This is a genomic window from Massilibacterium senegalense (assembly GCF_001375675.1).
Classification (GTDB): domain Bacteria; phylum Bacillota; class Bacilli; order Bacillales; family Massilibacteriaceae; genus Massilibacterium; species Massilibacterium senegalense.
The window spans coordinates 357833-383167 of sequence record NZ_LN831786.1; the positions used below are offsets into that span (position 1 = coordinate 357833).

The following is a 25335-nucleotide window of genomic DNA, read 5'->3' on the forward strand; positions in this document are numbered from 1 at the left end:
ATGCCAAAACGTACGGATATTAAGAAAATCTTAGTAGTTGGTTCAGGGCCTATTGTGATCGGACAAGCAGCAGAGTTTGACTATGCAGGTACACAAGCTTGTCAATCACTAAAAGAAGAAGGATACGAAGTAGTTCTTGTTAACTCTAACCCTGCGACGATTATGACGGATACAACCATGGCAGATAAAGTTTACATTGAACCTTTAACGGTTGAATTTGTGAGCCGAATTATTCGTAAAGAGCGTCCAGATGCCATCCTTCCAACACTAGGTGGACAAACAGGATTAAACATCGCAGTAGACCTTGCAAAAAGCGGTGTGTTAGATGAATGTGGCGTGGAAATTTTAGGAACGAAATTATCTGCTATTGAGCAAGCAGAAGACCGTGAATTGTTCCGTAATTTAATGAACGAATTAGGAGAACCAGTCCCAGATAGTGCGATTATTCATACTTTAGAGGAAGCGTATGAATTCGTAAACCAAATTGGGTACCCAGTAATTGTTCGTCCGGCTTATACACTTGGAGGAACTGGTGGAGGAATTGTTGAAAACGAAGAAGAACTAATCGAAATTGTTTCAAACGGATTAAAACTAAGCCCAGTTTCTCAATGTTTATTAGAAAAAAGTATTGCTGGCTTTAAAGAAATTGAATATGAAGTAATTCGCGATGCGTATGATAATGCCATTGTGATTTGTAATATGGAAAACGTCGATCCGGTTGGGGTTCACACTGGGGATTCTATTGTTGTCGCACCGACGCAAACATTAACGGATCGTGAAAACCAAATGATGAGAAATGCATCATTAAAAATTATCCGTGCGTTAGGAATTGAAGGTGGTTGTAACGTACAATTAGCGTTAGACCCTGATAGCTTTCAATATTACTTAATCGAAGTAAACCCTCGGGTAAGTCGTTCAAGTGCATTAGCGTCTAAAGCAACTGGTTATCCAATCGCAAAAATTTCATCTAAAATTGCGGTAGGAATGTCACTTGCAGAAATGATTAACCCAGTAACAGGTACATCTTATGCAGCAGTAGAGCCAACAATTGACTATGTTGTGGCGAAAATTCCACGTTGGCCGTTTGATAAATTTGAGTCGGCAAACCGTCAACTAGGAACACAAATGAAAGCGACTGGTGAAGTAATGTCGATGGGGCGTAACTTTGAAGAAGCTATTTTAAAAGCAATTCGTTCATTGGAAACAGGCGCTATTCACTTAGAAATCGAAGAAATGAAACAATTAGATGAAGAAACATTAGCGAAGCGGATTAAAAGTGCGGATGACGAACGAATTTTCGTAATTGCAGAAGCCTTCCGTCGCGGTAAATCGATTGAATATGTACATGAACTATGTAAAATGGATCGCTTCTTCTTACAAAAGTTTTATCACATCATTTCATTTGAAAAAGAATTACAACAACATAAACAAGACGTACAGTATTTAAAACAAGCGAAACAAATCGGCTTTGCAGATAACACGATTGCTAAACTTTGGGGTGTAGAAGAAAACGCCGTGTATCAAATGCGTTTAACAGAAAACATCCAACCAGTGTACAAAAAAGTAGATACTTGTGCAGCGGAATTTGTGTCTAATACACCATACTTCTACAGCACATACGAAGAAGAAAACGAATCCATTGTCACAGAAAAACCAAGTGTTATCGTACTAGGATCTGGTCCTATCCGAATTGGTCAAGGGGTTGAATTTGACTATGCAACGGTTCATTCGGTATGGGCAATCAAAGAAGCTGGTTACGAAGCAATTATTATGAACAATAACCCAGAAACGGTATCAACAGACTTTACCATTTCTGATAAACTATATTTTGAACCACTAACAATTGAAGATGTGATGAATGTTATTAATTTAGAAAAACCAGTCGGAGTTGTCGTTCAATTTGGTGGACAAACAGCGATTAACTTAGCAGAAAAATTAGCGGCACACGGAGTGAAAATTCTTGGTACAAGTTTAGAAGACATGGACCGTGCCGAAAATCGCGATAAATTTGAACAAGCATTAAAAGAATTGGGCATTCCACAACCGTTAGGAAATACTGCAACAAGTGTTCCAGAAGCAGTAAAAATCGCAAGTGAAATCGGTTATCCTGTATTAGTTCGTCCATCTTATGTACTTGGTGGACGTGCGATGGAAATCGTGTACAAAGAAGAAGAACTTCTTCACTATATGGAAAACGCGGTGAAAATTAATCCAGATCATCCAGTGTTAATAGACCGTTATTTAGTCGGAAAAGAATTAGAAGTAGATGGCATTAGCGACGGAGAAAATGTGTATATTCCTGGTATCATGGAACATATCGAACGTGCTGGGGTTCACTCTGGTGACTCGATTGCTGTGTATCCGCCACAAACGATTTCTCAAGAAGTGAAAGACAAATTAATTGATCGTACTATTAAATTAGCACGCGGATTAAACATTGTCGGTTTATTAAATATCCAATTTGTTCTTCATGATAACGAAGTATATGTTATAGAAGTAAACCCTCGTTCTAGCCGTACCGTACCATTTTTAAGTAAAATTACAGGCGTGCCGATGGCGAACTTAGCGACAAAAGTAATTTTAGGTCAAAAATTGCCGGAATTAGGTTATGAAACAGGATATCACGCGGAAAGTGACGAAGTAAGTGTCAAAGTACCGGTCTTCTCATTTGCAAAATTACGTCGTGTTGATATTTCACTCGGACCTGAAATGAAATCAACTGGGGAAGTAATGGGACGAGATAAAACGTTAGAAAAAGCATTGTTTAAAGGGTTAATTGCTTCCGGAATGAACATGCCAACGCATGGAACAGTATTATTTACAGTAGCGGATAAAGATAAAGAAGAAACATTACCACTTGTGCAAAAATTCCATAACTTTGGTTTTAGAATTTTAGCAACGGAAGGAACAGCACAAATGATTCGCAAAGCAAATATCCCAGTTCAAGTCGTGAATAAAATTGGGACAGAAAGCCCTAATTTATTAGATATCATTCGCAAAGGGGAAGCGCACTTTATCGTCAACACGTTAACAAAAGGGAAACAACCAGCGCGTGATGGCTTCCGTATTCGACGGGAAGCAGTAGAAAACAACGTTGTTTGTTTAACAAGTTTAGATACGACAAAAGCGGTTTTACGAGTATTAGAAGCGTTAACCTTTACAGCAGAAGCAATGCCATCTTTTGAAACAAATAAATAAGATGGGGTGACAAAATGAAAAAAGAACGGATGACGATTGTACAACATAGTGAAATTGCACGAAATATTTATGAATTAAAAGTAACAGGCTCGATTACTAATGATATTCAAGAACCAGGACAATTTGTTCACTTACGAGTCACAGATAGAACCGATCCACTTTTACGTAGACCAATTAGTATTTGTAACGTCGACGTGGATACACAAATGTTAACGATGATTTATCGTGCAGAAGGAAAAGGAACAAAATTATTAGCACAAAAAGATGCGGGACAAAAAATTGATGTATTAGGTCCACTCGGACATGGGTTTCCAATTGACCATATTCAAGAAGGACAAGAAGTATTATTAGTAGGTGGCGGCATTGGGGTTCCGCCTCTCTACTACTTGTCTAAACAATTAAAAAGTCGCGGTGCTCGTGTAACACACGTGTTTGGCTTTCAAACAAAGGACGTCGTGTTTTATGAAGAAGCGTTTCAAAAATTAGGTCCAACGTATATTGCGACGGTTGACGGCACACATGGTCATCAAGGATTTGTAACGGACGTGATCAAAGCAGAACAACTAGAAACGTTTGAGACGCTATATAGTTGTGGACCATTACCGATGTTAAAAGCATTGCAAACAGCTTATGGTGACCGGGATGTATACATTTCATTAGAAGAAAGAATGGGATGCGGCATTGGGGCTTGTTTTGCATGTGTATGCCATACGCCAGAAGGCGAAACAAGCTATAAAAAAGTATGTAGTGATGGACCAGTATTCAAAGCAGGAGAGGTGATTTTATGAGTCGATTACAAGTGGAATTACCAGGTTTACAATTAAAAAATCCGATTATGCCTGCTTCTGGTTGTTTTGGTTTTGGACGTGAGTATGCACAATTTTACGATTTAAGTAAACTAGGTGCGATTATGATTAAAGCAACAACCGTGGAGCCACGATACGGAAATCCGACTCCGCGTGTTGCAGAAACGCCAAGTGGGATGCTAAATGCGATTGGATTACAAAATCCAGGGCTTGATGTGGTATTAGAACACGAACTACCGTTTTTAGCGCAATATGATGTACCAATTATTGCGAACATTGCGGGTAGTGAAGCAGAAGATTACGTGCAAGTAGCAGAAAAAATTTCAAAAGCTCCGAATGTAAAAGCGTTAGAACTAAACATTTCTTGCCCAAATGTAAAACACGGTGGCATTATGTTTGGTACGGTTCCAGAAGTTGCAGCGGGGTTAACGAAATTAGTAAAAGAAGTGTCAGAAGTACCTGTGTACGTGAAATTATCGCCAAATGTTACCGATATTGTAGAAATGGCGCAAGCGATTGAAGAAGCAGGGGCAGATGGCTTGACAATGATCAATACGTTAATCGGAATGCGCATTGATTTAAAAACAAGAAAACCGGTTATTGCGAATCAAACAGGTGGCCTTTCTGGGCCAGCAGTGAAACCAGTAGCAGTACGAATGATTTATCAAGTATCACAAGCGGTTTCTATCCCTATTATCGGTATGGGAGGCGTGATGACAGCGGAAGATGCGGTTGAATTAATGATGGCTGGAGCGAGTGCGGTGGCTGTGGGAACAGCAAACTTTGTTAATCCGTATGCTTGCCCAGAAATTATTGATGAATTGCCTACGATTATAGATGAACTAGGTTTTGCACACATCACAGATGTTACGGGGGTGAGTCACAATGGTGGAAAAGGACGTCATAATCGCTCTGGACTTTGCCTCAACGAATGAAGTAAAAGAGTTTTTACAACCATTTAAAGGGGAACCGTTATATGTAAAAGTTGGAATGGAACTGTACTATCAAACAGGCCCAGCTCTATTAGAATGGTTAAAACAAGAAAATTATCGTATTTTTCTTGATTTAAAACTACATGATATTCCCAATACCGTAAAAAAAGCAATGCAGGGATTAGCGACGTTAGGTGTGGACATGGTGAACGTGCATGCAGCAGGCGGTATTAGCATGATGCATGCAGCAAAAGAAGGATTAGAAATCGGTGCGAGTGGTTCTCATCGTCCACTTTGTATTGCTGTAACACAATTAACGAGTACATCGAAGCAAGTGATGAACGAAGAAATATTACTTGCTGGAGAAGTACAAGAAATTGTACGCGCCTATGCGACTCACGCTAAACAAGCAGGACTGGATGGGGTTGTGTCTAGTGCTTTAGAAGTTCCAACGATAAAAGAAGCGTGTGGACAACCATTTTTGACTGTCACACCAGGTATTCGATTACTCGGTGACGCTACACAAGACCAAAAACGTGTCGTAACACCTGATAAAGCGTGCCAATTAGGTAGTGACTTTATCGTTGTTGGACGTAGTATTACACAAGCAAAAGATCCGCTTGCTCGTTACCGAGAAGTGAAACAATTATGGGAGGATAACAATCAATGAGTTTACAAGAAAAAATTGCCGGACATTTACTAGATATTGAAGCTGTTTCGTTAAAACCAAGTGATCCATTTACATGGTCTTCAGGAATAAAATCACCCATTTATTGTGATAATCGTTTAACTTTAAGTTTTCCTAGTGTCCGTCGTGATATTGAAAATGGTTTAGTTCAATTAATTCGCGAACATTTTCAGGAGGTTGAAGTGATTGCTGGTACAGCGACTGCTGGTATTCCACATGCTGCGCTTGTAAGTGAATTAATGGATTTACCGATGGTGTATGTACGTAGTAAAGCAAAAGGGCACGGAAAAGGAAATCAAATCGAAGGTCGGATTACAAGCGGACAAAAGGTAGTTGTGATTGAAGATTTAATTTCAACGGGTGGAAGTGCGATTACTGCTGCGAAAGCACTTCGTGAAGCAGGAGCAACAGTGCTAGGTATTGCAGCTATTTTTACGTACGAATTAGAAGCAGGAAAACGTAATTTAGAAGAGAACCATATGAAAGCATATACATTAACTGATTTTTCAACACTTGAAAAAGTGGCACTTGAAAAAGGGTATATTCAACACGATGAGCGCAACAAATTAGCAAAATGGAAACAAAATCCTCAATCAAGTGATTGGTTAAGCGAATAATAGACGAGGTGGTGTTGATTATTGCGTAAATTTGATGCAAAAGAATTTGATGAATTGGTTTGTTTCTTTGATGATATGGTACAAACTAATTGGCTGTCTTCAATCCATGAACGATTAAAAGAGTTAACAGGATCATGGCAAAACCAAGATGTGCTAGATGTAGGCTGTGGAACAGGACGGTTTTTAATTCGTGGAATAAACGAAGCTCGTTCGGTAACAGGTATTGATTTATCACCAGGAATGATTGAATTTGCCGAGAAAATTGTCCAAGAAAGTAATGTTGCTACCAAAGCGACTTTTTTAGCAGGAGATGCGTGTGCGTTACCTTTTCCAAATCAATCTTTTGATGTAGTCATTGCAACTTGTTTATTGTTTTTACTTCCAAATCCGGAAGATGGATTAAAGGAAATGATGCGAGTCGTGAAACCAAACGGTAAACTCGCCATTTTAAATCCATCGGAGCAATTAACCGAACAGGTAGCAGAAAACATTTGCAATGAATATGGGTTAGAAGGATTTGAGCGAAAAAGCTTTTTACACTGGGCGAAAGTAGCGACAAGAAGACATCGTTACGCCAAAGAAACATTTTCATCATGGTTTTATCCATACGCTATTTCCAGTATTCAACACCATACTGTTTTTCATGATTGTGCGTTATTATCGATTATTAAACGCTAAGCCATCTTTTTAAAAGGATAAAAGGTAAGCTTTTCTTTCGTTTTTAGCGAGAGAAGAGCTTACCTTTTTTATCTCTTGTTTACTACTTTGCGTTCTTTTTTAATTGAATGACGACATCTTCATCTGGCGTGACATAGATTGTTTGTTGTCTTTCATACGTCACAAACCCTGGTTTTGCTCCAGAAATTTTTTTGACGTGACGAACGAGCGTATAGTCGACAGGAACATTCGTAGATTGACCTGCTTTACTAAAGTAAGCAGCAAGTGTTGCAGCTTCCATTAACGTTTTTTCATCTACTTCTTCACTACAAATAATGACATGACTACCAGGGATATCTTTTGTATGCAACCATGTGTCATTTTTTCGAGCTAGTTTATTCGTTAAATAATCATTTTGTTTGTTATTTTTTCCGACTAATAGTTTTACTCCGGTACTGGAGTAATATTCTTCGATAGACGGTACTTTCGGTTTTTTGATTTTCTTCTGTTTTGTTTTCCGTTTTAAATATCCTTGTTCGATTAATTCTTCTCGTATTTCTTCCATATCTTTGGAAGTAGCCACTTCTATTTGATGGACCAGTTGTTCAAAGTATTGTATTTCTATCGTTGTTTTTTCAATTTGTTGTTGCACAATTTCTACTGAATTTTTCATTTTCGTATATGTTTTAAAATAGGCTTGTGCATTATTAGCTGGTGATCGCATCGGATTTAACGGAATGGTTACTTTTTTCTGTTCCGGGTCATAAAAATCGACGATTTCGATTTCTTTTTGCCCTTTTTTTATTTCGTGTAAAAAGGCAGTTAACAATTCTCCTTGTCGTCGATATTGTTCGGCATCTTTTGCCTTTTCTAATGTTTTCTTTAGTTTTAGTCGTTTTTTTTCATTTTTCTCAAGTTCATTTTTAATAAACCGTTCTAAATCATGGGATTGTTGCTTAATCCGGTCTCGTTCTCCTTTTTGATAATAAAATCGATCGAGCATTTCACAAACAGTAGAAAAGTATTTTTCTTTTCCATCTAAAGATGTTAAGGGGAATAAAGAAAAGTATTCTTTTCCACTTTTCTCGATTATACATGGAGTGTATGTATGCTCTTTAAGTGGATGAATGACAGAAAAGAACGCATTTCCGATTGTTTTTTCGTTGACTAAATGGGCGCGATGAATGATTTCATTTGCTGTTTGCATGCCCATTCCACTCATCGTGCGCACGAGTTGTTGATTCATTTTCCCTGCATTAAAATCTAACTGTCTTAACAAATCTTCTTCTGTTACCGACAACGGATCGCATTTATGTTGTGCTGGTGGTAACACATAAGGAAATCCTGGTAAAATGGTTCGATGTCTATTGATATTAGCTGAAATATGTTTAATGCTTTCTAATATCTTATTTGTTTGTTCATCGACTAAAATAATATTACTATGTCGCCCCATAATTTCGACATACATCGTTTTTAACGATAAATCGCCAATTTCATCCCGAGCTTTTACTTGGATTTTGATGATTCGGTCCAATCCCATTTGTTCAATGGAGTGGATAATCCCACCATCTAGATGCTTCCGTAAAAACATACAAAACATTGGTGGTTCGCTAGGAAAAGTGTATGATTGATCCGAAAGATGGATGCGTGAATATGTTGGAGAAGCAGAAAAATATATGATATGATTTTTTCTCAGAGAACGAATAGAAAATACTAAGTCCGTTGCAAATGGTTGATGTATTTTTGTAATTCGTCCGCCTATTAATGATTGTAATTCATGGACGACTGCTCGCGTCATAAAACCGTCAAAAGACATTGTGTTCACCTCTCAATGCTATAAGTATAGCATTTTTTTAAACGAAACAACTATGAGAATCCACCTTCGCTTTTCTCTAAGAAAAGAAACATGGATACGCTCCCTTTATTTCCATTGTTCAAGGTGGTAAAATTAGATAGAATAGTGACGTGGATGTGATATAATGATAAAAAGTATGACAGGATATGGTAGAAGTAACGTGCGGCTAGACGATTTACTTTTAACGGTGGAAGTAAAAAGTGTGAACCATCGTTTTTTAGAAACAGTATTTCGTATGCCAAAACAGTTCATGATGTACGAAGATAAAATGAAAAAACAAATTAGCTCATTCATTCATCGCGGACGGTTAGATATCTTTATGACGATTGATGACGGAGCATTTGTGAAACGAAAAATAAAAGTAGATCATTCTTTAATACAAGAGATTATGTCGACTCTTTCTACGATAAAAAAAGAACAACATATACATACAGACATTACGCTTGATCATTTATTGCACTTTGAAGATGCCTTTTCTATTATCGAAGAAGAACAAGAAAATGAAGAGTTAGAAAAAGTACTATTTGCCGCTTTAAAAGAAGCAATGGAAGAACTATTCCAAATGCGTGTGACAGAAGGAGAGACTTTATTTCAGGCTTTCTCTACTCAACTGGAGACATGTCGCACGGTATTGACAGAAATTCAAAAACACGCTCCGTTAGTGTGTCAAAAGTACCGAGAACGGCTAGAAAAACGAATAAAAGAAATGTTATCACAATCAGAGGAATGGGATGAATATAAAATTTTAACGGAAGTGGCGATTTTTAGTGATAAGTGTGATATTACAGAAGAATGCACTAGATTAAAAAGCCATTTCGATCAATTTTCTAGGATTATTCAAGAAGAAGGACCAGTTGGTCGCAAACTTGATTTTCTTATCCAAGAGATGAACAGAGAAGTCAATACGATTGGTTCGAAAGCAACAGATGTGAATATTAGCAAACAAGTTGTAGAATTAAAAAGTATGATTGAAAAAATGAAAGAACAAGTTCAAAATATTGAGTAGCAGCAACGATGAAGGAGGAATTCATGTGGGGAATACGCTCATTAACATCGGGTTTGGCAATATTGTGTTTGCCAATCGAATTATTGCCATCGTCAGTCCAGAATCAGCTCCGATTAAACGGGTTATTCAAGACGCGCGGGAACGCAGTCGACTTGTCGATGCTACATATGGAAGACGTACAAGAGCGGTGATTATTACAGATAGTGATCACATCATTTTATCTGCTATTCAACCGGAAACGGTGGCACAGCGCCTTCATGATAAAGAGATGGAAGTAGAGGAAAATTAACAGAATAAAGGAGTTACAACATGTATAAAGAAAAAGGATTATTAATCGTCCTAAGTGGTCCTTCGGGGGTAGGAAAGGGAACAGTATGTAAAGCATTACGAGAACAAAAAAAAGAAATTTTATACTCTGTTTCGGCAACGACAAGAAACCCAAGACCTGGGGAAGAACACGGTGTGCATTATTTCTTTAAATCAAAAGAAGAATTTGAACAAATGATTGAAAAAAACGAATTGCTAGAATGGGCAGAATATGTTGGGAATTACTACGGTACACCACTAGGTTATGTGCAAAATTCTATTAATGAAGGAAAAGATGTCATTTTAGAAATTGAAGTACAAGGTGCGATGCAAGTACAAAAAAATTTCCCAGAAGCCATTTTTATCTTTTTAGCACCACCTAGTTTATCTGAACTAAGAAATCGTTTAACGACTCGTGGAACAGAAACGGAGGACATTATTAACCATCGTATTCAAGTAGCCAAAGAGGAAATGGATATGATGGATTCGTATGATTATGTAGTAGAAAACGATTCTGTGTTAGCAGCATGCGAACGCATCCATGCGATTGTCGTAGCAGAACATTGTAAACGGAGTCGAATTCAAAAAAAATACAAACAAATTTTAACGGAGGTTGAAGATTAATGTTATACCCATCGATTGATGAATTATTAAAAATTGTAGATTCAAAATATACACTGGTGACTGTTTCAGCAAGACGAGCTCGTGACATTCAAGAAACGAAAAAAATGTATGTAGAAAAACCAAAATCTCATAAATATGTCGGCATGGCATTAGAAGAAATCTACGAAGGAAAATTAACGATTACGCGTCCTAATATGTAAGCAGTGTTCTAACATAAACAACCTATGTTTATAGGTTGTTCTTTTTTTCATGTAAAATAATCCATCTATTCATCTAGAAGGAAGATGTCTGTATAGAGGAGTGAATTCAAAAATGAAAAACATTTTATTATGTGTCACAGGTGGTATTGCTGTTTTTAAAGCAGCTAGTTTAACGAGTAAATTAACACAAAATGGCTTTCAAGTTCGTGTCATGATGAGTCAATCTGCAGAACAATTTGTAACTCCACTGACCTTTCAAGTATTGTCGAAACATCCAGTATATGATGATACTTTTGATGAAAAAGACCCGAGCGTCATTGCTCATATTGATTTAGCGGATTGGCCAGATGCGATTGTCATTGCACCAGCAACTGCTAATATCATCGGAAAACTGGCAAATGGCATTGCCGATGATATGATTTCTACGACATTATTAGCGACGACAAAACCAGTTTTTATCGCGCCAGCAATGAATGTGCATATGTATGAACATCCAGCAGTGAAGAAAAATATGCAAACATTAAAAGCATTCGGTTATCATTTCATTGAGCCAAATAGCGGGCACTTGGCTTGTGGTTATAATGGGGCAGGTCGATTAAAAGAACCAGAGGAAATCGTAGCAGAATTAAAACAATATTTTGATGCTTTGGAACATAAACCGCTACAAGGGAAAAAAGTATTGATTACAGCTGGTCCAACGCAAGAAAAAATTGATCCAGTGCGTTATTTTACAAATCATTCATCCGGTAAAATGGGGTATGAACTGGCGGAAATAGCCCGTCATTTAGGGGCAATTGTGACGCTCGTAACAGGTCCGACTCATTTAACGCCACCAAAAGGAGTAGACGTTGTTCGAATTACATCCGCTGCGGATATGTACGATGTGGTGATGACACGTTATCCTGAACAAGACGTCGTGATTAAGGCAGCAGCAGTTGCGGATTATCGACCGGTCGTTCAATTTGACCAAAAAGTAAAAAAACAACCAGGTGATTGGTCCATTGACATGGAGCGAACATTTGATATTTTAAAAACACTTGGTGAAAATAAAACGAACCAAATTCTAGTAGGATTTGCAGCGGAAAGCGAAAACGTAGAAGCAAATGCTCAAAAGAAGTTGCAAACAAAAAATGCCGATTTTATTGTTGCCAACAATATTACCCAAGTGGGAGCCGGTTTTAAATCCGATACCAACCAAGTTGTCATTTACCGAAAAGATGGCACAAAACACGATTTACCATTATTATCAAAAAAAGAAGTAGCAGAAGAAATATTAGCTGAAGTAGTGGCAGAAATGGAGCGACGATTCATCCAATGATTGCAAAAGTGTTAGTCGATGTCAAAACGAATCAGACGAATCGATTATTTGATTATCGTGTACCGAGCGATTATGAACCGTTCATAGAACGAGGAATGCGAGTGATCGTTCCTTTTGGAGCTAGAAAAGTACAAGGTTTTGTGATTGATTTTACCAATACAAGTGAGTTTTCTCGTTTAAAGTCTATTTCAGATGTACTGGATTATGAACCGGTATTGACGTCAGAACTCTTAGTATTAGGAAAACAAGTAGCAGAAGAAACGTTATGTTTTCTCGTCACAGCTTATCAAGCGATGTTACCTAGCGCATTAAAAGTAAAGGTAAAAAAAGAAGTCATTTTAAAAGAACATGCCAATCTTGATTTATTGCGACCAGAATGGAAAACTATTTTTCAACAGACAACAAAAGTTTCAACCGAACAAATTCAAAAAAATCCGCAATTATTTCGTTCGTTAAAAGAAATGAAAGAACGAGAAATCATTGAAATTCATCATTCCATTCAGCAGCATACAAAGAAAAAAATGAAAAAAGTGGTGCATGTCAACGGTTCGAAACAACAAATAGAACAAGCAATTACTGATTTGCCAAGTCAAGCAGTCAAACAAAAAGAACTATTAACCTACTTGCTAAAACATCCAGAACCGATGGAATCGACGACATTGATGAAAACAATCAATGTCAGCCGATCGACTATTCATAGTTTAGTGGAAAAACAACTAATTCTAGAAAAAGAAGAAGAAGTGTACCGAAACCCACACGAAAAAACATACAAACAGACGACAAAACTAGCGTTAACACCTCAACAAGAAAAAGCGATTCGACCAGTGTTGCAATCAATTTTGGAAAAAACGTATGGTACCTTTCTATTGCACGGGGTGACAGGAAGCGGGAAAACAGAAGTTTATTTGCAAATCATTGAACAAGTGATAGAAAATGGACAAGAAGCTATTGTTCTTGTCCCGGAAATATCGTTAACACCGATGATGGTTGATCGATTTATTGGTCGATTTGGTTCGAAAGTGGCCGTACTTCATAGCGGATTATCGCACGGTGAAAAATTTGATGAGTGGCGAAAAATTTACCGAAAGGAAGTACAAGTTGTCGTTGGGGCACGTTCGGCTATTTTTGCTCCATTTGAAAACTTAGGCGTCATCATTATTGATGAAGAGCATGAAACGAGCTACAAGCAAGAAGATCATCCAAAATATCATGCTCGTGACGTAGCAAAATGGCGTGGTTCTTATCATCAATGCCCTGTCATTTTAGGGAGTGCTACTCCAATGTTAGAATCATATGCTAGAGCAAAAAAAGGGGTATACCATTTATTGGAATTAACAGAACGAGTGAATAACCGTCCGATGCCCTCAGTAGAAATTATCGATATGCGAGATGAATTACGCGCTGGGAATCGTTCGATGTTTTCTCGTCTTTTATTAGAAAAGATAAAAGACCGACTAGAAAAAAATGAACAAATTGTGTTGTTATTAAACCGTCGTGGATATTCTACGTTTGTTATGTGTAGAAGTTGTGGTCACGTAATCGAATGTCCGCATTGTGACATTTCGTTAACCTATCACCGGACAGGTCACAAAATGAAGTGTCATTATTGTGGGTATGAGACTCCAATGGCGCAAACATGTCCAGAGTGTGGCAGTGAACATATTCGTTTTTTTGGAACTGGTACAGAACGGATTCAAGAAGAGTTAACGAAACTATTACCTGAAACAAACGTGATTCGGATGGATGTCGATACGACAAGTAGAAAAGGATCTCATGAACGACTCTTAACAGCATTTGAAAAACAAGAAGCTCAGATTTTATTAGGAACTCAAATGATTGCGAAAGGTCTTGACTTTCCAAATGTGACGTTAGTAGGAGTATTAGCAGCAGATTCGATGTTGCATCTTCCGGATTTTCGGGCATCGGAGCGAACCTTTCAACTTATTACGCAAGTTAGTGGCCGTGCTGGTCGCCATGAATTAACGGGAGAAGTAGTCGTGCAAAGTTATACACCAGACCATTATAGTATTGAGCTAGCGAGTCAGTATGATTATCATATGTTTTTTGAAAAGGAAATGGCTATTCGGAAAATGCTACATTATCCACCGTATTATTATGTAGCATTAATTACGGTTAGTCATTATGATGGTATATTAGCAAACCGTACGTTAGACCAAATATCGAGATATATTCAAAAAAATATATCAAATGAAGCGATGGTTCTTGGGCCAGTGCCATCTTCTATTCCTCGTTTGAATGATAGATATCGTTTTCAGACAATGATAAAATACAAACGAGAACCACATTTAAAGCAAGTATTAAAACAAATTATCGAACGTTATCAAAGTAAAATGACGAAAGAAGATTTATCCATTCAAATTGATTTGAATCCATATCATATGATGTAGGGAAGAAAGGTTGGCGTTTAACGTGTTAAAAATTATTTTTATGGGGACTCCTGATTTTTCGGTTCCTGTTTTAGATCAATTAGTCAAAGATGGGTATGATGTTTGTGCTGTCGTTACCCAACCAGACCGACCAAAAGGAAGAAAAAGAATTATTACACCACCACCTGTAAAAGAAGCGGCATTAAAACATCAAATTCCAGTATATCAACCGGAAAAATTACGAGATTCTGCTGAATTACAACAATTATTAGCATTACAACCAGATTTAATCGTAACGGCTGCATATGGGCAAATTTTGCCGCTTGTTTTATTAGAAGCCCCAAAACTTGGTTGTATTAATGTCCATGCTTCTTTATTGCCACAATATCGCGGAGGAGCACCAATTCATAAGGCGATTATCGACGGAAAAAAAGAAACGGGTGTGACCATTATGTATATGGTTGAAAAATTGGATGCAGGAGATATTTTAACGCAAGTAGTTGTTCCGATTGAAGAAGAAGACAATGTTGGAAGTTTACACGATAAATTAAGTATGGCTGGTGCTGCGTTGTTATCGGATACGATGCCAAAATTAATGGAACAATCGATTGAACCAAAGCAACAAGAAGAATCACTTGTGACATATGCGTGGAATATTACGCGTGAGGAAGAAAAAATAGACTGGTCAAAAGATGGAGAAGCTATTTATAATCAAATTCGTGGTTTACATCCGTGGCCAGTAGCATTTACGATCCTAGAAGGAAAACCATTAAAAGTATGGTGGGGACAAAAAGTGAAAACAACAAAAAATCAGTCACCAGGCGAAATTATCGCCATTGAAAAAGATGGATTTGTCATTGGAACTGGAAATGAAACTGCGATTAAATTAGTAGATATTCAACCATCTGGTAAAAAGCGAATGACAGCAGAACAATTTTTAAATGGTGCTGGAAATCATTTGCAAGTTGGGATGAAGTTAGGGGATTAAAATGAAAGAAAAAACGCTGCGTGAAATCGCGTTAGATACGTTAATACAAATTGAAAAAAATCGTGCGTACAGCAATTTGTTATTAAATCAAGTGATTGAGAAATCGAATTTAAATGCCAAAGATATCGGTTTATTAACAGAAATTGTGTATGGTGTTGTACAACATGATAATACGTTAGAGTATTATGTTGCTTCGTTTCTTTCAAACAAGAAAAAGACAGCACCTTGGGTGAAAATATTATTAAAAATGTCGATTTATCAAATGGTGTATTTAGACCGGGTACCTAATCATGCAATTTTTTATGAAGCAGTAGAAATCGCTAAAAAAAGAGGGCATAAAGGAATTGGTCAATTTGTCAATGGTGTTTTACGAAATATCGAGCGAAACGGACTACCTAAGATTGAAGATATTGACGATCCACTTCTACGCGTAAGTATTATGTATAGTCATCCAAAATGGTTGGTAAAACGTTTTATCGATCAATATGGAGAAGAAAAAGCGATTGAAATTTGTGCATCTAATTTAAAGACACCGAATATGAGCATTCGGGTAAATCGAACAAAAGTCACTCGCGATGAAGTGTTAAAAATGTTAGCGGAACATGGAATAGAAGCCAGAAAAAGCATGATTAGTAAAGATGGGATTGTCATTGAAAAAGGAAATCCGACTAAAATTCCAGCTTTTCAAGAAGGATTTTATACCGTGCAAGATGAAAGCTCGATGTTAGTAGTGGATGCATTAGATGTTCCAAAAGATTCCGTGGTGTTAGATGCATGTGCAGCACCTGGTGGAAAAACGACACATATCGGAGAACGATTACATCAAACTGGTCAAGTAATGGCAATTGATTTACACAAGCATAAAGTAAAATTAATTCACGACCAAAAGGATCGTTTACAGCTGACAAATGTTCAAGCGATAGAAGGAGATGCTAGACGGTTAACGGAAGTGTTTGAGAAGGAGTCCTTTGATCGGATCTTAGTAGACGCACCGTGTAGCGGGTTTGGGGTGTTACGTAGAAAACCAGATGCTAAGTGGCAAAAATCAGAAAAAGACATTGAACGGTTACCGGTGATTCAGCAAGACATTTTGGAAGAAGTTGTCCAACTGTTGAAAAAAGGTGGAAAATTAGTATATAGCACATGTACGATTGACCAGAAAGAAAATGAAGCAGTCGTACAGCAATTTTTACGAAAACATCCAGATTTTTCGCTCGATGATACGTTATATAATCGAGTGGAACCTGCTGTACAGCGCTTTATGAAAGAAAAAAGTATGGTGCAATTATTGCCTTGTGATTTAGACTCCGATGGCTTTTTTATTGCTTGTTTTGTGAAGTAAAGAAAAAATGGAAAAAGGAAAAGGTGTTAAGATGGAAAAAACAATCGAACAAGTGCAAACAAATGAACTTCCGTCTATTTATTCATATACGTTACCGCAATTAAAAGCGTGGTTAAAAGAAGTGAAGGAACCAGCTTTTCGGGCAACACAAATTTATGAATGGTTATACGATAAACGAGCAACATCGTTTGAAGAGATGACGAATTTATCGAAAGGATTACGTGAAAAATTAACGGAAAACTTTTCGATTACAACGTTAAAAGAAGTGGTGAAACAAGTTTCTTCTGATGGAACGATTAAATTTTTATTTGAACTAAAAGATGGCCTTTCAATTGAAACGGTTTTAATGCGTCATAACTATGGTAATAGTATTTGTGTGACGACACAAGTTGGTTGTCGCATTGGTTGTACGTTTTGTGCCTCGACGTTAGGTGGCTTGAAACGTCATTTAACTCCTGGAGAAATTGTTTCACAAGTTGTCCATGTTCAACGGGAATTAGATAAAACGGATGAACGTGTATCTAGTATTGTTGTTATGGGGATTGGAGAACCATTTGATAATTACGACTCCTTAATGAACTTTATTCGTATTATTAACGATGAAAAAGGAATTAATATTGGTGCAAGACATATTACCGTATCAACAAGCGGAATCGTGCCTAAAATTTATGATTTTGCGAATGAAGGGTTACAAGTGAATTTTGCAATTAGCTTACATGCCCCGAACACTTCATTGCGAACACAACTTATGCCTATTAATAAAGCGTATCCGTTAGAAGATTTATTAAAAGCAGTTGACTATTACGTAAAAAAAACAAACCGACGTGTTTCATTTGAATATGGCTTATTTGGTGGCGTGAATGATTCGATTGAACATGCAAATGAATTAGCCGATTTAATTGGGAATATCAAATGTCATGTTAATTTAATTCCTGTGAATTATGTGCCTGAACGCGATTATGTGCGAACACCGAAAAAACAAATTTTAGCCTTTCAAAAAACGCTTCAAGATCGTGGAGTCAATGTAACCGTTAGACGGGAACAAGGGCACGATATTGATGCAGCGTGTGGGCAATTACGTCATAAGGAGCGTCGCGAAGAAACGAGGTGAAAACATGTTAGCAAAGTTTCGAACCGATCAAGGAAAAGTAAGAGAGCATAATGAAGACAATGGAGGAATTTTTCGCAATGACTACGGGGAACTTTGCGTTGTCATTGCAGACGGGATGGGTGGCCATAATGCTGGAGATGTTGCGAGTTTTATGGCTACACAATGCATTCAAAAGTATTGGAATGAAACAGAAGCGGTACAATCGCCTATTCGTGCAGAACAATGGTTAAAAGAAACGATTGCAAAAACAAACGAATCGTTGTATCGTTATTCTCTTGAACATGACATGTGCCAAGGAATGGGTACGACCCTTGTTGTAGCAATTTGTACAGAAGATTTTGTTACGATGGCACATGTTGGAGATAGTCGCTTGTATATGTATCATGAAGGAACGTTACAATTGAAAACAGAAGATCATTCCTTTGTACAAGAACTACTCAAGGCAGGACAAATTTCAAAACAAGAAGCCGAAAATCATCCGAAAAAAAATATTCTATTACGGGCGATCGGTACGGAACCTACTGTTTCTATTGATATCCAAACGATTACATGGGATATAGGGCACATTTTATTATTGTGTAGTGATGGGCTCTCTAATAAATTAACAAAAGAAGAGATGGAGAGACTATTGCGAAACAGTGAATCGTTAGAGGAAACGATTGATTTATTCATTCAACAAGCGAACGACTACGGTGGAGAAGACAATATTACGTTAGCTCTTGTTCAAAATGTCATCGCGCAAACGGAAGAAGAAAGAAGGTGATGAGGTGTTAATTGGACAACATTTAACCGGACGGTATAAAATTTTAGAAGCCATTGGTGGCGGCGGGATGGCGCAAGTATATAAAGCGAATGATTTAATTTTAGACAGAATTGTAGCAGTGAAAGTATTACGACCAGAACTCGTAGGAGATGAGGAGTTTGTGAAGCGCTTTCACCGGGAAGCACAATCAACGACTTCTTTAGATCACCCTAATATTGTCAGTGTGTATGATGTGGGATATGATGAACCCTATTATTTTATTGTAATGGAATTTGTAGAAGGAACGACTTTAAAACAATACATACAAAAACGTGGTGTGATTCCAGTAGATGAAGCCGTTCATATTATGGAACAGATTACGTCTGCCATTTCCCATGCCCATGCGAATCATATTATTCATCGAGATTTAAAGCCTCATAATATATTACTAGATGAATATGGAAATGCGAAGGTGACGGATTTTGGTATTGCCACAGCCATGACACAAACGACGATTACACGAACAAATGCTGTTATGGGGTCAATTCATTATTTATCACCAGAACAAGCACGCGGCGGAATCGTTGATGAAAAAACAGATATTTATTCTTTAGGTATTGTGCTATTCGAAATGGTGACTGGCCGACTACCTTTTACTGGAGATTCTGCTGTTTCCATTGTGATTAAACATTTGCAAGAAGAGATTCCATTGCCAACAACGTTTAATCCTACTATTCCACAAAGCGTGGAAAATATTATTTTAAAGGCAGTCCATAAAGATCCAAATTATCGTTATGCTTCTGTTTCGGAGATGTTAACTGATTTAGACACTGCTCTATCGCCAGAACGGTTACATGAAGAACGAATAAAAATGTCGACTTATGAAGAGGAAAACACAGCTATAATTCCACCTATTACAGAAGGAGATATATCAAAACACACAGCAGAAAATATAAAAAAACAAGAAGAGCAAAAAGGAACCAATGCAAAAAAGAAAAACAATAAAAAATGGTGGATTATCGGAAGTAGTTTTTTTGTTCTATTTCTTCTTTTACTATTTTTCATTCCTAAATTATTGTATGTAGAAGATGTTGTTATGCCAGATGTGACAAATAAAGATTATGCAGAAGCATACGAAATATTATCGAATCTTAATTTAGATGTAGAAAAGAAAGAGCTGCCAAATAGCGAAGTCGAAGCTGGAAAAGTGTTTAAACAAGATCCGGAAGCGAAAAGTACCGTAAAAGAAAAAAGTACTGTCCTTTTATATGTTAGTATGGGGAAAGAAAAAATAAAAATGCTGGATTATGTAGGGAAAGATAAAGAAGTAGTGGCAGCATTATTAAAAGAAAAAGGATTTGAAAAAATAGAATGGATTGAAGAAGAGAGCGTGGATGTACCTGAAAATCAAATAATGAAACAGCATCCTGTAAAAGGCGAAAAAGTAATACCAGAGGAAACAACTGTATTTATGTACTATAGTAAAGGCGCACAATCAATTTTATTAGGCAATCTCGTTGGGTTATCTGTTGGAGAAGCGGAATATTATTTATCTTCTAATGGACTAAAAGTGAAAATGGAAGAAAGTTACTCGGATACCGTCGAACCAGGGAAAGTAATGGCCCAATCACCAAAATCATCAGAAGAAGTAAAAAAAGGATCGGAAGTAGTCATTACGATTTCGAAAGGAAAAGATCCTGCAACCATTCCGAATGATGACAAGGACGAGGAGGAACAAACAAACGGTGAAAAGAAAATAAATGTGAATCAAAAAATTGAAATGGATATTCCAGCTGACTCTGGTAGCCGAAATGTTCAAATTTTTTACACGGATGCAGAAAATGCTAAAGAACAAAAATTTATAGAAGAAGCGATTACCCAATCGAAGACATACGTCTTGCCTTTAGTCGTAACCGATAAAAAAGTTGCTACTTATCGAGTGGTGTTAGATGGAAAAGAAGTTCGTAATCAAACTATTGATTATGAAACGGCGAAAAAAGGATTATAATATTGGAATTCAAGCATCATGTTGTTGGTTTTTAAAAAATAGGAGGGTGTTATGCAAGAAGGGAAAATTATCCGTTCGTTAAGTGGATTTTACGATGTGCAAAGTGAAGACAAATTAGTTCGTTGCCGAGCGAGAGGGCGTTTTCGCAAGGAAAAAGTTACGCCGCTTGTTGGCGACTGGGTAAAGTTTGATATGGAAACAGAAGGATTAGGGTATGTATTAGAGTTGTGTGAACGTAAAAATGCGTTTGTGCGACCGCCAATTGCAAATGTAGATCAAGTCCTTCTCGTTTTCTCAGCTGTAGAGCCAGCGTTTAATACGCATTTATTAGATCGCTTTTTAGTATTAGCGGAGGCGGAACGAGTAACACCCGTCATCATTATAAGTAAAATGGATTTAGTTCGAGCAGAGGAAAAAGAAGCGATTTTACACTATGCAGAAATCTATAAAAAAATTGGGTATGATGTTTTTTTAACATCTATTCAAGACTCTGAAGGACATGTTGCAATCAAAGGTAAAATAGGCGGGAAAATTAGTGTAATTGCTGGCCAATCAGGTGTCGGAAAGTCTTCTCTTTTAAATGCCACCGATTCGTCGTTACAGCTACAAACGGGAGAGATATCGAAACATCTAGGGCGAGGAAAGCATACGACCCGTCATGTAGAGTTGTTGTCTGTATGCGGAGGATATGTAGCAGATACACCTGGATTTTCTAATCTTGATTTAACCCATCTTGAAAAAGAACAATTAACAGATTATTTTTTAGAAATGCATGCCGTAAAAGGGCAATGTAAATTCCGGGGTTGCTTGCACCGGAAAGAACCAAAATGTGAAGTAAAAAGATTAGTAGAAACAAACGAAATAGCATCCTTTCGTTATGAACATTATGTATCATTTTTAGAGGAAATCGAAGAAAAACGGAGGTATTAACTGTGATAAAAATAGCACCATCCATTTTATCAGCTGATTTTGCAAAATTAGGGGAAGAAATTAAAGATGTCGAACGTGGAGGGGCAGATTATATTCATGTAGATGTCATGGATGGACACTTTGTTCCGAACATCACCATCGGTCCATTAATTGTTCAAAGTATTCGCCCTATTACTACTTTACCGTTAGATGTTCATTTAATGATTGAAAATCCAGATCGATATATTCCTGCCTTTGCAAAAGCGGGAGCAGATATTATTTCCGTCCATGTTGAAGCATGCCCGCATCTACATCGCACTGTTCATTTAATTAAAGAACAAGGCAAAAAAGCGGGCGTCGTGTTAAATCCAGCTACGCCAGTCGAAACGATTCAACACATTTTACCAGATGTAGACTTAGTATTATTAATGACGGTAAATCCTGGATTTGGTGGGCAATCGTTTATTCCATCGGTTTTACCAAAAATTCAAAAAGTCCGTCAAATGGTCGATGAGTTAGGACTAGATATTGAAATCGAAGTAGATGGTGGAGTAAATGAACAAACAGCAAAACAATGCATCGAAGCGGGAGCGAATGTGTTAGTTGCAGGATCTGCTATTTATAACAAAGAAAATCGTGCAGCAGCTATACAAAAAATAAGAGAATAAAACCACAAGGGGAGTCTAGAGAGATAGGCTGAGAGGGAAGTGCTTCTTCCGACCCATTGAACCTGAAGGATCATGCCTTAGAAGGGAGTGGAGAAGCCACTACATCTATCGGTGTAGTGGTTTTTTAATCCCTCATCAACGTGCAGTAAGGCCCCAACTTCAACATGTTAAGGTAGAACCTAAAAAACAGTTAGGTGGGGATTAAACTGCCCTTCTCTGCTTTTTGATGAAAGTGGGATAAGTACGTTTAACTATCTGTGGGGAAAGGGTAAAAACCACGCTGATGGAAGATTTCTTTATTTAATTAGACAATAGAAATGGGGAAAGCAACATGAGTTCAAAAACAAAATTTATAACAGAAGTTGCCATGATGGCAGCGTTAGGGATTATTTTAGATTATTTATCTGGTGTATTTAGCATTAAATTATGGCCAAACGGAGGATCTATTTCGATTGCAATGATTCCTATTTTATTAATGGGCTTTCGCTATGGATTAAAGGGCGGATTGTTAACAGGACTTTTAGTTGGTGGTATTCAATTATTTTATGGTTATATTGTACACCCCGTACAAGCATTACTAGATTATCCGATTGCTTATATGGTGCTCGGCCTTAGTGGGTTATTTATTTTGAAAGGTTCAATGTCTGAAGGAAAAAAAGTTCTTTACATTATAATCGGTTCGTTTATTGGAATTATGCTTCGATTAGTGGCACATGTTATTAGTGGATTCGTTTGGTTTGGAGAATTTGCACCAGAAGGAACACCTGTGTTAGAATACTCGGTTGTATACAATAGTTCTTTCTTAATTCCGAGCTTTGTGTTATGTGCGTTTATTTTAATTGTTATGGCAAAAACTGCACCGCAACTTTTTCGAAAAGAAGGGTGAATAGCATGAAAACGATTGCCATTGTAGCTGGTGGCCCCGTAGAATATTATCCAGACTTGACGATATATCATCAAAAAGATACCGTCTGGATTGGTGTGGACCGAGGAGTGTATCATCTCCTACAAGCAGGGATTACACCAAAAGTGGCATTCGGTGATTTTGATTCGTTATCTGAAACAGACCGAATTGAAGCATTAAAACAAGTGGAAATTGTATATCCGTATCCGAAAGAAAAAGATGCCACTGATTTAGAATTAGCAATTGATTGGGCTTTACAAAAACAACCCGCTAATATTATTGTGTTCGGTGCAACTGGCGGGAGATTAGATCACGGGTTAATGAATGTTCAATTACTTATTAAAAGTATCCACACGAGTGTAGAAATGTGGCTGATTGATAAACAAAATAAATTAACGTTAAAACAACCAGGTCGTTACGATGTGAAGCAAACGAGAAACTACCACTATTTATCATTTTTGCCTTTTTCTAGTCCGGTCGAACAGTTAACAATAGAAGGTGTGAAATATCCGTTACAAAATGAAACGTTAACTTGGGGAAATTCCCTTTGTATTAGCAATGAAATTGTAGCAAATAAAGCAACCTTTTCCTTTACAGATGGGCTATTGCTCATTTTGCAAAGTAAAGATGAAAAGCAATGATATTTTTGTCCATTCATGAATAGAGTAATAGTACGAAGTTCATTTTATCCCTCATGAACGAGCAGTAAGACCACCGCTTTAAGCAAAGAAACAGATAAGCGAAAGGTTCAATTGTTCGTAAAAGATGGAACCCATCGATGGTGTAAGATGGCTATATTGTGAGCGAGTAATCAGAGGAGGATCGGGATATGAAGTTTTATACGATTAAATTACCTAGATTTCTCGGTGGATTCATTCGTGTTATTTTAAATTCTTTTAAAAAAGAAGCTTAACAAAAAAGCATCCTATCTATTAGGATGCTTTTTTGTGTATGGATTAAACACGCTCTACTTTACCTGATTTTAATGCTCGAGCAGAAACGTACACGCGTTTAGGTTTTCCATTCACAAGAATACGAACTTTTTGAACGTTTGCACCCCATTTACGTTTCGAAGCGTTTAAAGCGTGAGAACGAGCATTACCAGTGCGAGGTCCTTTACCAGTTACTACACATTTACGTGCCATAAAATGTCCCTCCTCTTTTACGACATCGTCGTTTATTTAGACGATAAAAACCGTTTTTGTAAAAATACTAATTTATCTTATCATGTGATAACTAGAATTGCAAATACCATTTCAAGAATAATTACTTGACAAATGAATCAAAGTAATGCTAACTATGAGATGGTTATGTTTTTATTTGTTACTTCCAAAGCTTGCCTTCAAAATTTAAGCATCTTATAGTAAAATATTTTTAACCCCCATGAATGGGTGAAAAAACGTCGCCCCTCTTAACTGCCTAGTGAAGAGGTTGGAATTTTTTTCTGTTCGCTTAATTCCATTTACAGATAAGAATGCTTTACGAGAAGTGCCAAGCGCAACCGGCGTAGGAATAAGTTTCTTGATAACAACGATAAATATTACGTTTTCTATCAAGTGCCTTATTCCTGCGTCGGGTGACCAAGCGCCCTGCGCCTTTTTATGTAAAAGATAGATAGGTTCTTCTTGCTGTTTGCGATGAAAGATTTTTCGTAAATAGAAGATTTCGTTATCCATCGGTTTTAAAACCAAAGGAGGATTGAATATGTCCATCGAAATGAAAACAGAATTTGGTGAAATCGAAGTATCCAATAATGTGATTGCAACAATTGCGGGTGGAGCTGCGGTTGTTGTTTATGGTATTGTCGGCATGGCATCACAAAAACAATTAAAAGATGGAATTTCCGAGTTATTAAAAAAAGAAAATTTTCAAAAAGGGATTATCGTTCGTCAAGAAGAGGATAGTGTACATATCGATATGTATATTATTGTAAGCTATGGTACAAAAATTTCTGAAGTCGCACACAATGTGCAAGAAAAAGTAAAGTATACATTACAGCAAACGCTTGGCTTAAACGTTGATTCAGTCAACATTTATGTGCAAGGCGTTCGGGTGACGAATCCTTAGGT

General features: G+C 37.3%; 26 protein-coding genes. 23 read left to right on the forward strand and 3 right to left on the reverse strand.

All coding sequences use genetic code 11. The features are described from left to right. Genes carB through BN1372_RS05245 form a run of 6 tightly spaced genes read left to right on the forward strand, consistent with a single transcriptional unit; the run spans window position 1 to window position 6919 of the window. Window positions 1-3198, forward strand: a complete 3198-nt coding sequence (gene carB / locus BN1372_RS05220; RefSeq protein WP_062197794.1) for a carbamoyl-phosphate synthase large subunit — start codon at window positions 1-3, stop codon at window positions 3196-3198. A gap of 14 nt (window positions 3199-3212) precedes the next feature. After that, complete coding sequence (locus BN1372_RS05225) at window positions 3213-3986, forward strand: dihydroorotate dehydrogenase electron transfer subunit (RefSeq protein WP_062197795.1); 774 nt, start codon at window positions 3213-3215, stop codon at window positions 3984-3986. Next, complete coding sequence (locus BN1372_RS05230; RefSeq protein ID WP_062197796.1) at window positions 3983-4939, forward strand: dihydroorotate dehydrogenase; 957 nt, start codon at window positions 3983-3985, stop codon at window positions 4937-4939. The genes BN1372_RS05225 and BN1372_RS05230 overlap by 4 nt, the downstream gene beginning before the upstream one ends. Beyond that, entirely contained in the window at window positions 4893-5606 is a 714-nt protein-coding gene (gene pyrF, locus BN1372_RS05235; RefSeq protein ID WP_062201120.1) for an orotidine-5'-phosphate decarboxylase, read from the forward strand. The genes BN1372_RS05230 and pyrF overlap by 47 nt, the downstream gene beginning before the upstream one ends. Then, on the forward strand, window positions 5603-6241 hold the full coding sequence (gene pyrE / locus BN1372_RS05240) for an orotate phosphoribosyltransferase (protein WP_062197797.1): 639 nt from the start codon (window positions 5603-5605) through the stop codon (window positions 6239-6241). The genes pyrF and pyrE overlap by 4 nt, the downstream gene beginning before the upstream one ends. A 21-nt stretch (window positions 6242-6262) precedes the next feature. Beyond that, complete coding sequence (locus tag BN1372_RS05245; RefSeq protein ID WP_062197798.1) at window positions 6263-6919, forward strand: class I SAM-dependent methyltransferase; 657 nt, start codon at window positions 6263-6265, stop codon at window positions 6917-6919. Window positions 6920-7001: 82 nt separating this feature from the next. On the opposite strand, the gene BN1372_RS05250 is transcribed toward BN1372_RS05245, so the two are convergent. Next, window positions 7002-8714 carry an Rqc2 family fibronectin-binding protein gene (locus BN1372_RS05250; RefSeq protein WP_062197799.1) on the reverse strand — a complete coding sequence of 571 codons (1713 nt, stop codon included), beginning with the start codon at window positions 8712-8714 and terminating at the stop codon, window positions 7002-7004. A 163-nt stretch (window positions 8715-8877) separates the two neighbouring features. On the opposite strand from BN1372_RS05250, the gene BN1372_RS05255 reads away from it, so the two are divergent. From BN1372_RS05255 to spoVM, 16 genes are all read left to right on the forward strand, one after another. After that, on the forward strand, window positions 8878-9759 hold the full coding sequence (locus BN1372_RS05255; RefSeq protein WP_062197800.1) for a YicC/YloC family endoribonuclease: 882 nt from the start codon (window positions 8878-8880) through the stop codon (window positions 9757-9759). A 25-nt stretch (window positions 9760-9784) separates the two neighbouring features. Beyond that, on the forward strand, window positions 9785-10048 hold the full coding sequence (remA, locus tag BN1372_RS05260; RefSeq protein ID WP_062197801.1) for an extracellular matrix/biofilm regulator RemA: 264 nt from the start codon (window positions 9785-9787) through the stop codon (window positions 10046-10048). A 20-nt stretch (window positions 10049-10068) separates the two neighbouring features. Further along, complete coding sequence (gene gmk, locus BN1372_RS05265; RefSeq protein ID WP_062197802.1) at window positions 10069-10689, forward strand: guanylate kinase; 621 nt, start codon at window positions 10069-10071, stop codon at window positions 10687-10689. After that, entirely contained in the window at window positions 10689-10889 is a 201-nt protein-coding gene (gene rpoZ / locus BN1372_RS05270) for a DNA-directed RNA polymerase subunit omega (protein WP_062197803.1), read from the forward strand. Before gmk ends, rpoZ begins: the two co-directional genes overlap by 1 nt. A gap of 112 nt (window positions 10890-11001) precedes the next feature. After that, window positions 11002-12207 carry a bifunctional phosphopantothenoylcysteine decarboxylase/phosphopantothenate--cysteine ligase CoaBC gene (gene coaBC, locus BN1372_RS05275; protein ID WP_062197804.1) on the forward strand — a complete coding sequence of 402 codons (1206 nt, stop codon included), beginning with the start codon at window positions 11002-11004 and terminating at the stop codon, window positions 12205-12207. Further along, window positions 12204-14615, forward strand: coding sequence for a primosomal protein N' (priA, locus tag BN1372_RS05280; RefSeq protein WP_062197805.1), 2412 nt, complete (start codon window positions 12204-12206; stop codon window positions 14613-14615). The genes coaBC and priA overlap by 4 nt, the downstream gene beginning before the upstream one ends. Before the next feature lie 22 nt (window positions 14616-14637). Further along, on the forward strand, window positions 14638-15582 hold the full coding sequence (fmt, locus tag BN1372_RS05285; protein ID WP_062201126.1) for a methionyl-tRNA formyltransferase: 945 nt from the start codon (window positions 14638-14640) through the stop codon (window positions 15580-15582). 1 nt (window position 15583) lies between these two features. Next, entirely contained in the window at window positions 15584-16924 is a 1341-nt protein-coding gene (rsmB, locus tag BN1372_RS05290; protein WP_062197806.1) for a 16S rRNA (cytosine(967)-C(5))-methyltransferase RsmB, read from the forward strand. A 31-nt stretch (window positions 16925-16955) separates the two neighbouring features. Beyond that, window positions 16956-18035, forward strand: coding sequence for a dual-specificity RNA methyltransferase RlmN (rlmN, locus tag BN1372_RS05295; RefSeq protein WP_062201123.1), 1080 nt, complete (start codon window positions 16956-16958; stop codon window positions 18033-18035). Between the two features lie 4 nt (window positions 18036-18039). Continuing rightward, a complete protein-coding gene (locus BN1372_RS05300) occupies window positions 18040-18798 on the forward strand; it encodes a Stp1/IreP family PP2C-type Ser/Thr phosphatase (protein ID WP_062197807.1) in 759 nt (252 codons plus the stop codon). 4 nt (window positions 18799-18802) lie between these two features. Continuing rightward, entirely contained in the window at window positions 18803-20785 is a 1983-nt protein-coding gene (pknB, locus tag BN1372_RS05305; protein WP_062197808.1) for a Stk1 family PASTA domain-containing Ser/Thr kinase, read from the forward strand. 51 nt (window positions 20786-20836) lie between these two features. Continuing rightward, on the forward strand, window positions 20837-21715 hold the full coding sequence (gene rsgA / locus BN1372_RS05310) for a ribosome small subunit-dependent GTPase A (protein WP_062197809.1): 879 nt from the start codon (window positions 20837-20839) through the stop codon (window positions 21713-21715). Window positions 21716-21717: 2 nt separating this feature from the next. Next, window positions 21718-22362, forward strand: a complete 645-nt coding sequence (rpe, locus tag BN1372_RS05315) for a ribulose-phosphate 3-epimerase (RefSeq protein ID WP_062197810.1) — start codon at window positions 21718-21720, stop codon at window positions 22360-22362. Window positions 22363-22693: 331 nt separating this feature from the next. Then, a complete protein-coding gene (gene thiT / locus BN1372_RS05320; RefSeq protein WP_062197811.1) occupies window positions 22694-23248 on the forward strand; it encodes an energy-coupled thiamine transporter ThiT in 555 nt (184 codons plus the stop codon). A 5-nt stretch (window positions 23249-23253) separates the two neighbouring features. Then, window positions 23254-23907: a thiamine diphosphokinase gene (locus BN1372_RS05325; RefSeq protein WP_062197812.1), complete on the forward strand. Its 654-nt coding sequence runs from the start codon at window positions 23254-23256 to the stop codon at window positions 23905-23907. Window positions 23908-24095: 188 nt separating this feature from the next. Beyond that, window positions 24096-24179 carry a stage V sporulation protein SpoVM gene (spoVM, locus tag BN1372_RS05330; protein WP_062197813.1) on the forward strand — a complete coding sequence of 28 codons (84 nt, stop codon included), beginning with the start codon at window positions 24096-24098 and terminating at the stop codon, window positions 24177-24179. A 43-nt stretch (window positions 24180-24222) separates the two neighbouring features. Here spoVM and rpmB read toward each other — a convergent pair whose 3' ends face one another. Both rpmB and BN1372_RS05340 read right to left on the reverse strand, forming a co-directional pair. After that, a complete protein-coding gene (gene rpmB / locus BN1372_RS05335; protein ID WP_062197814.1) occupies window positions 24223-24411 on the reverse strand; it encodes a 50S ribosomal protein L28 in 189 nt (62 codons plus the stop codon). A 213-nt stretch (window positions 24412-24624) separates the two neighbouring features. Further along, window positions 24625-24942, reverse strand: a complete 318-nt coding sequence (locus tag BN1372_RS05340; RefSeq protein ID WP_147515341.1) for a hypothetical protein — start codon at window positions 24940-24942, stop codon at window positions 24625-24627. Between the two features lie 28 nt (window positions 24943-24970). On the opposite strand from BN1372_RS05340, the gene BN1372_RS05345 reads away from it, so the two are divergent. Beyond that, window positions 24971-25333 carry an Asp23/Gls24 family envelope stress response protein gene (locus BN1372_RS05345; protein WP_062197816.1) on the forward strand — a complete coding sequence of 121 codons (363 nt, stop codon included), beginning with the start codon at window positions 24971-24973 and terminating at the stop codon, window positions 25331-25333. Window positions 25334-25335: the final 2 nt, after the last annotated feature.

Excerpts from the sequence above, each read along its gene's own strand:
- BN1372_RS05255 (WP_062197800.1), top strand. The coding sequence starts at position 8,878 with ATGATAAAAAGTATGACAGGATATGGTAGAAGTAACGTGCGGCTAGAC.
- thiT (WP_062197811.1), top strand. The coding sequence starts at position 22,694 with ATGAGTTCAAAAACAAAATTTATAACAGAAGTTGCCATGATGGCAGCG.
- rpmB (WP_062197814.1), bottom strand. The coding sequence starts at position 24,411 with ATGGCACGTAAATGTGTAGTAACTGGTAAAGGACCTCGCACTGGTAAT.
- BN1372_RS05300 (WP_062197807.1), top strand. The coding sequence starts at position 18,040 with ATGTTAGCAAAGTTTCGAACCGATCAAGGAAAAGTAAGAGAGCATAAT.
- pyrE (WP_062197797.1), top strand. The coding sequence starts at position 5,603 with ATGAGTTTACAAGAAAAAATTGCCGGACATTTACTAGATATTGAAGCT.
- rsgA (WP_062197809.1), top strand. The coding sequence starts at position 20,837 with ATGCAAGAAGGGAAAATTATCCGTTCGTTAAGTGGATTTTACGATGTG.
- BN1372_RS05225 (WP_062197795.1), top strand. The coding sequence starts at position 3,213 with ATGAAAAAAGAACGGATGACGATTGTACAACATAGTGAAATTGCACGA.
- rsmB (WP_062197806.1), top strand. The coding sequence starts at position 15,584 with ATGAAAGAAAAAACGCTGCGTGAAATCGCGTTAGATACGTTAATACAA.
- BN1372_RS05230 (WP_062197796.1), top strand. The coding sequence starts at position 3,983 with ATGAGTCGATTACAAGTGGAATTACCAGGTTTACAATTAAAAAATCCG.
- BN1372_RS05340 (WP_147515341.1), bottom strand. The coding sequence starts at position 24,942 with ATGGATAACGAAATCTTCTATTTACGAAAAATCTTTCATCGCAAACAG.
- rpoZ (WP_062197803.1), top strand. The coding sequence starts at position 10,689 with ATGTTATACCCATCGATTGATGAATTATTAAAAATTGTAGATTCAAAA.
- spoVM (WP_062197813.1), top strand. The coding sequence starts at position 24,096 with ATGAAGTTTTATACGATTAAATTACCTAGATTTCTCGGTGGATTCATT.
- BN1372_RS05325 (WP_062197812.1), top strand. The coding sequence starts at position 23,254 with ATGAAAACGATTGCCATTGTAGCTGGTGGCCCCGTAGAATATTATCCA.
- priA (WP_062197805.1), top strand. The coding sequence starts at position 12,204 with ATGATTGCAAAAGTGTTAGTCGATGTCAAAACGAATCAGACGAATCGA.
- rlmN (WP_062201123.1), top strand. The coding sequence starts at position 16,956 with ATGGAAAAAACAATCGAACAAGTGCAAACAAATGAACTTCCGTCTATT.
- gmk (WP_062197802.1), top strand. The coding sequence starts at position 10,069 with ATGTATAAAGAAAAAGGATTATTAATCGTCCTAAGTGGTCCTTCGGGG.
- BN1372_RS05345 (WP_062197816.1), top strand. The coding sequence starts at position 24,971 with ATGTCCATCGAAATGAAAACAGAATTTGGTGAAATCGAAGTATCCAAT.
- coaBC (WP_062197804.1), top strand. The coding sequence starts at position 11,002 with ATGAAAAACATTTTATTATGTGTCACAGGTGGTATTGCTGTTTTTAAA.
- carB (WP_062197794.1), top strand. The coding sequence starts at position 1 with ATGCCAAAACGTACGGATATTAAGAAAATCTTAGTAGTTGGTTCAGGG.
- BN1372_RS05250 (WP_062197799.1), bottom strand. The coding sequence starts at position 8,714 with ATGTCTTTTGACGGTTTTATGACGCGAGCAGTCGTCCATGAATTACAA.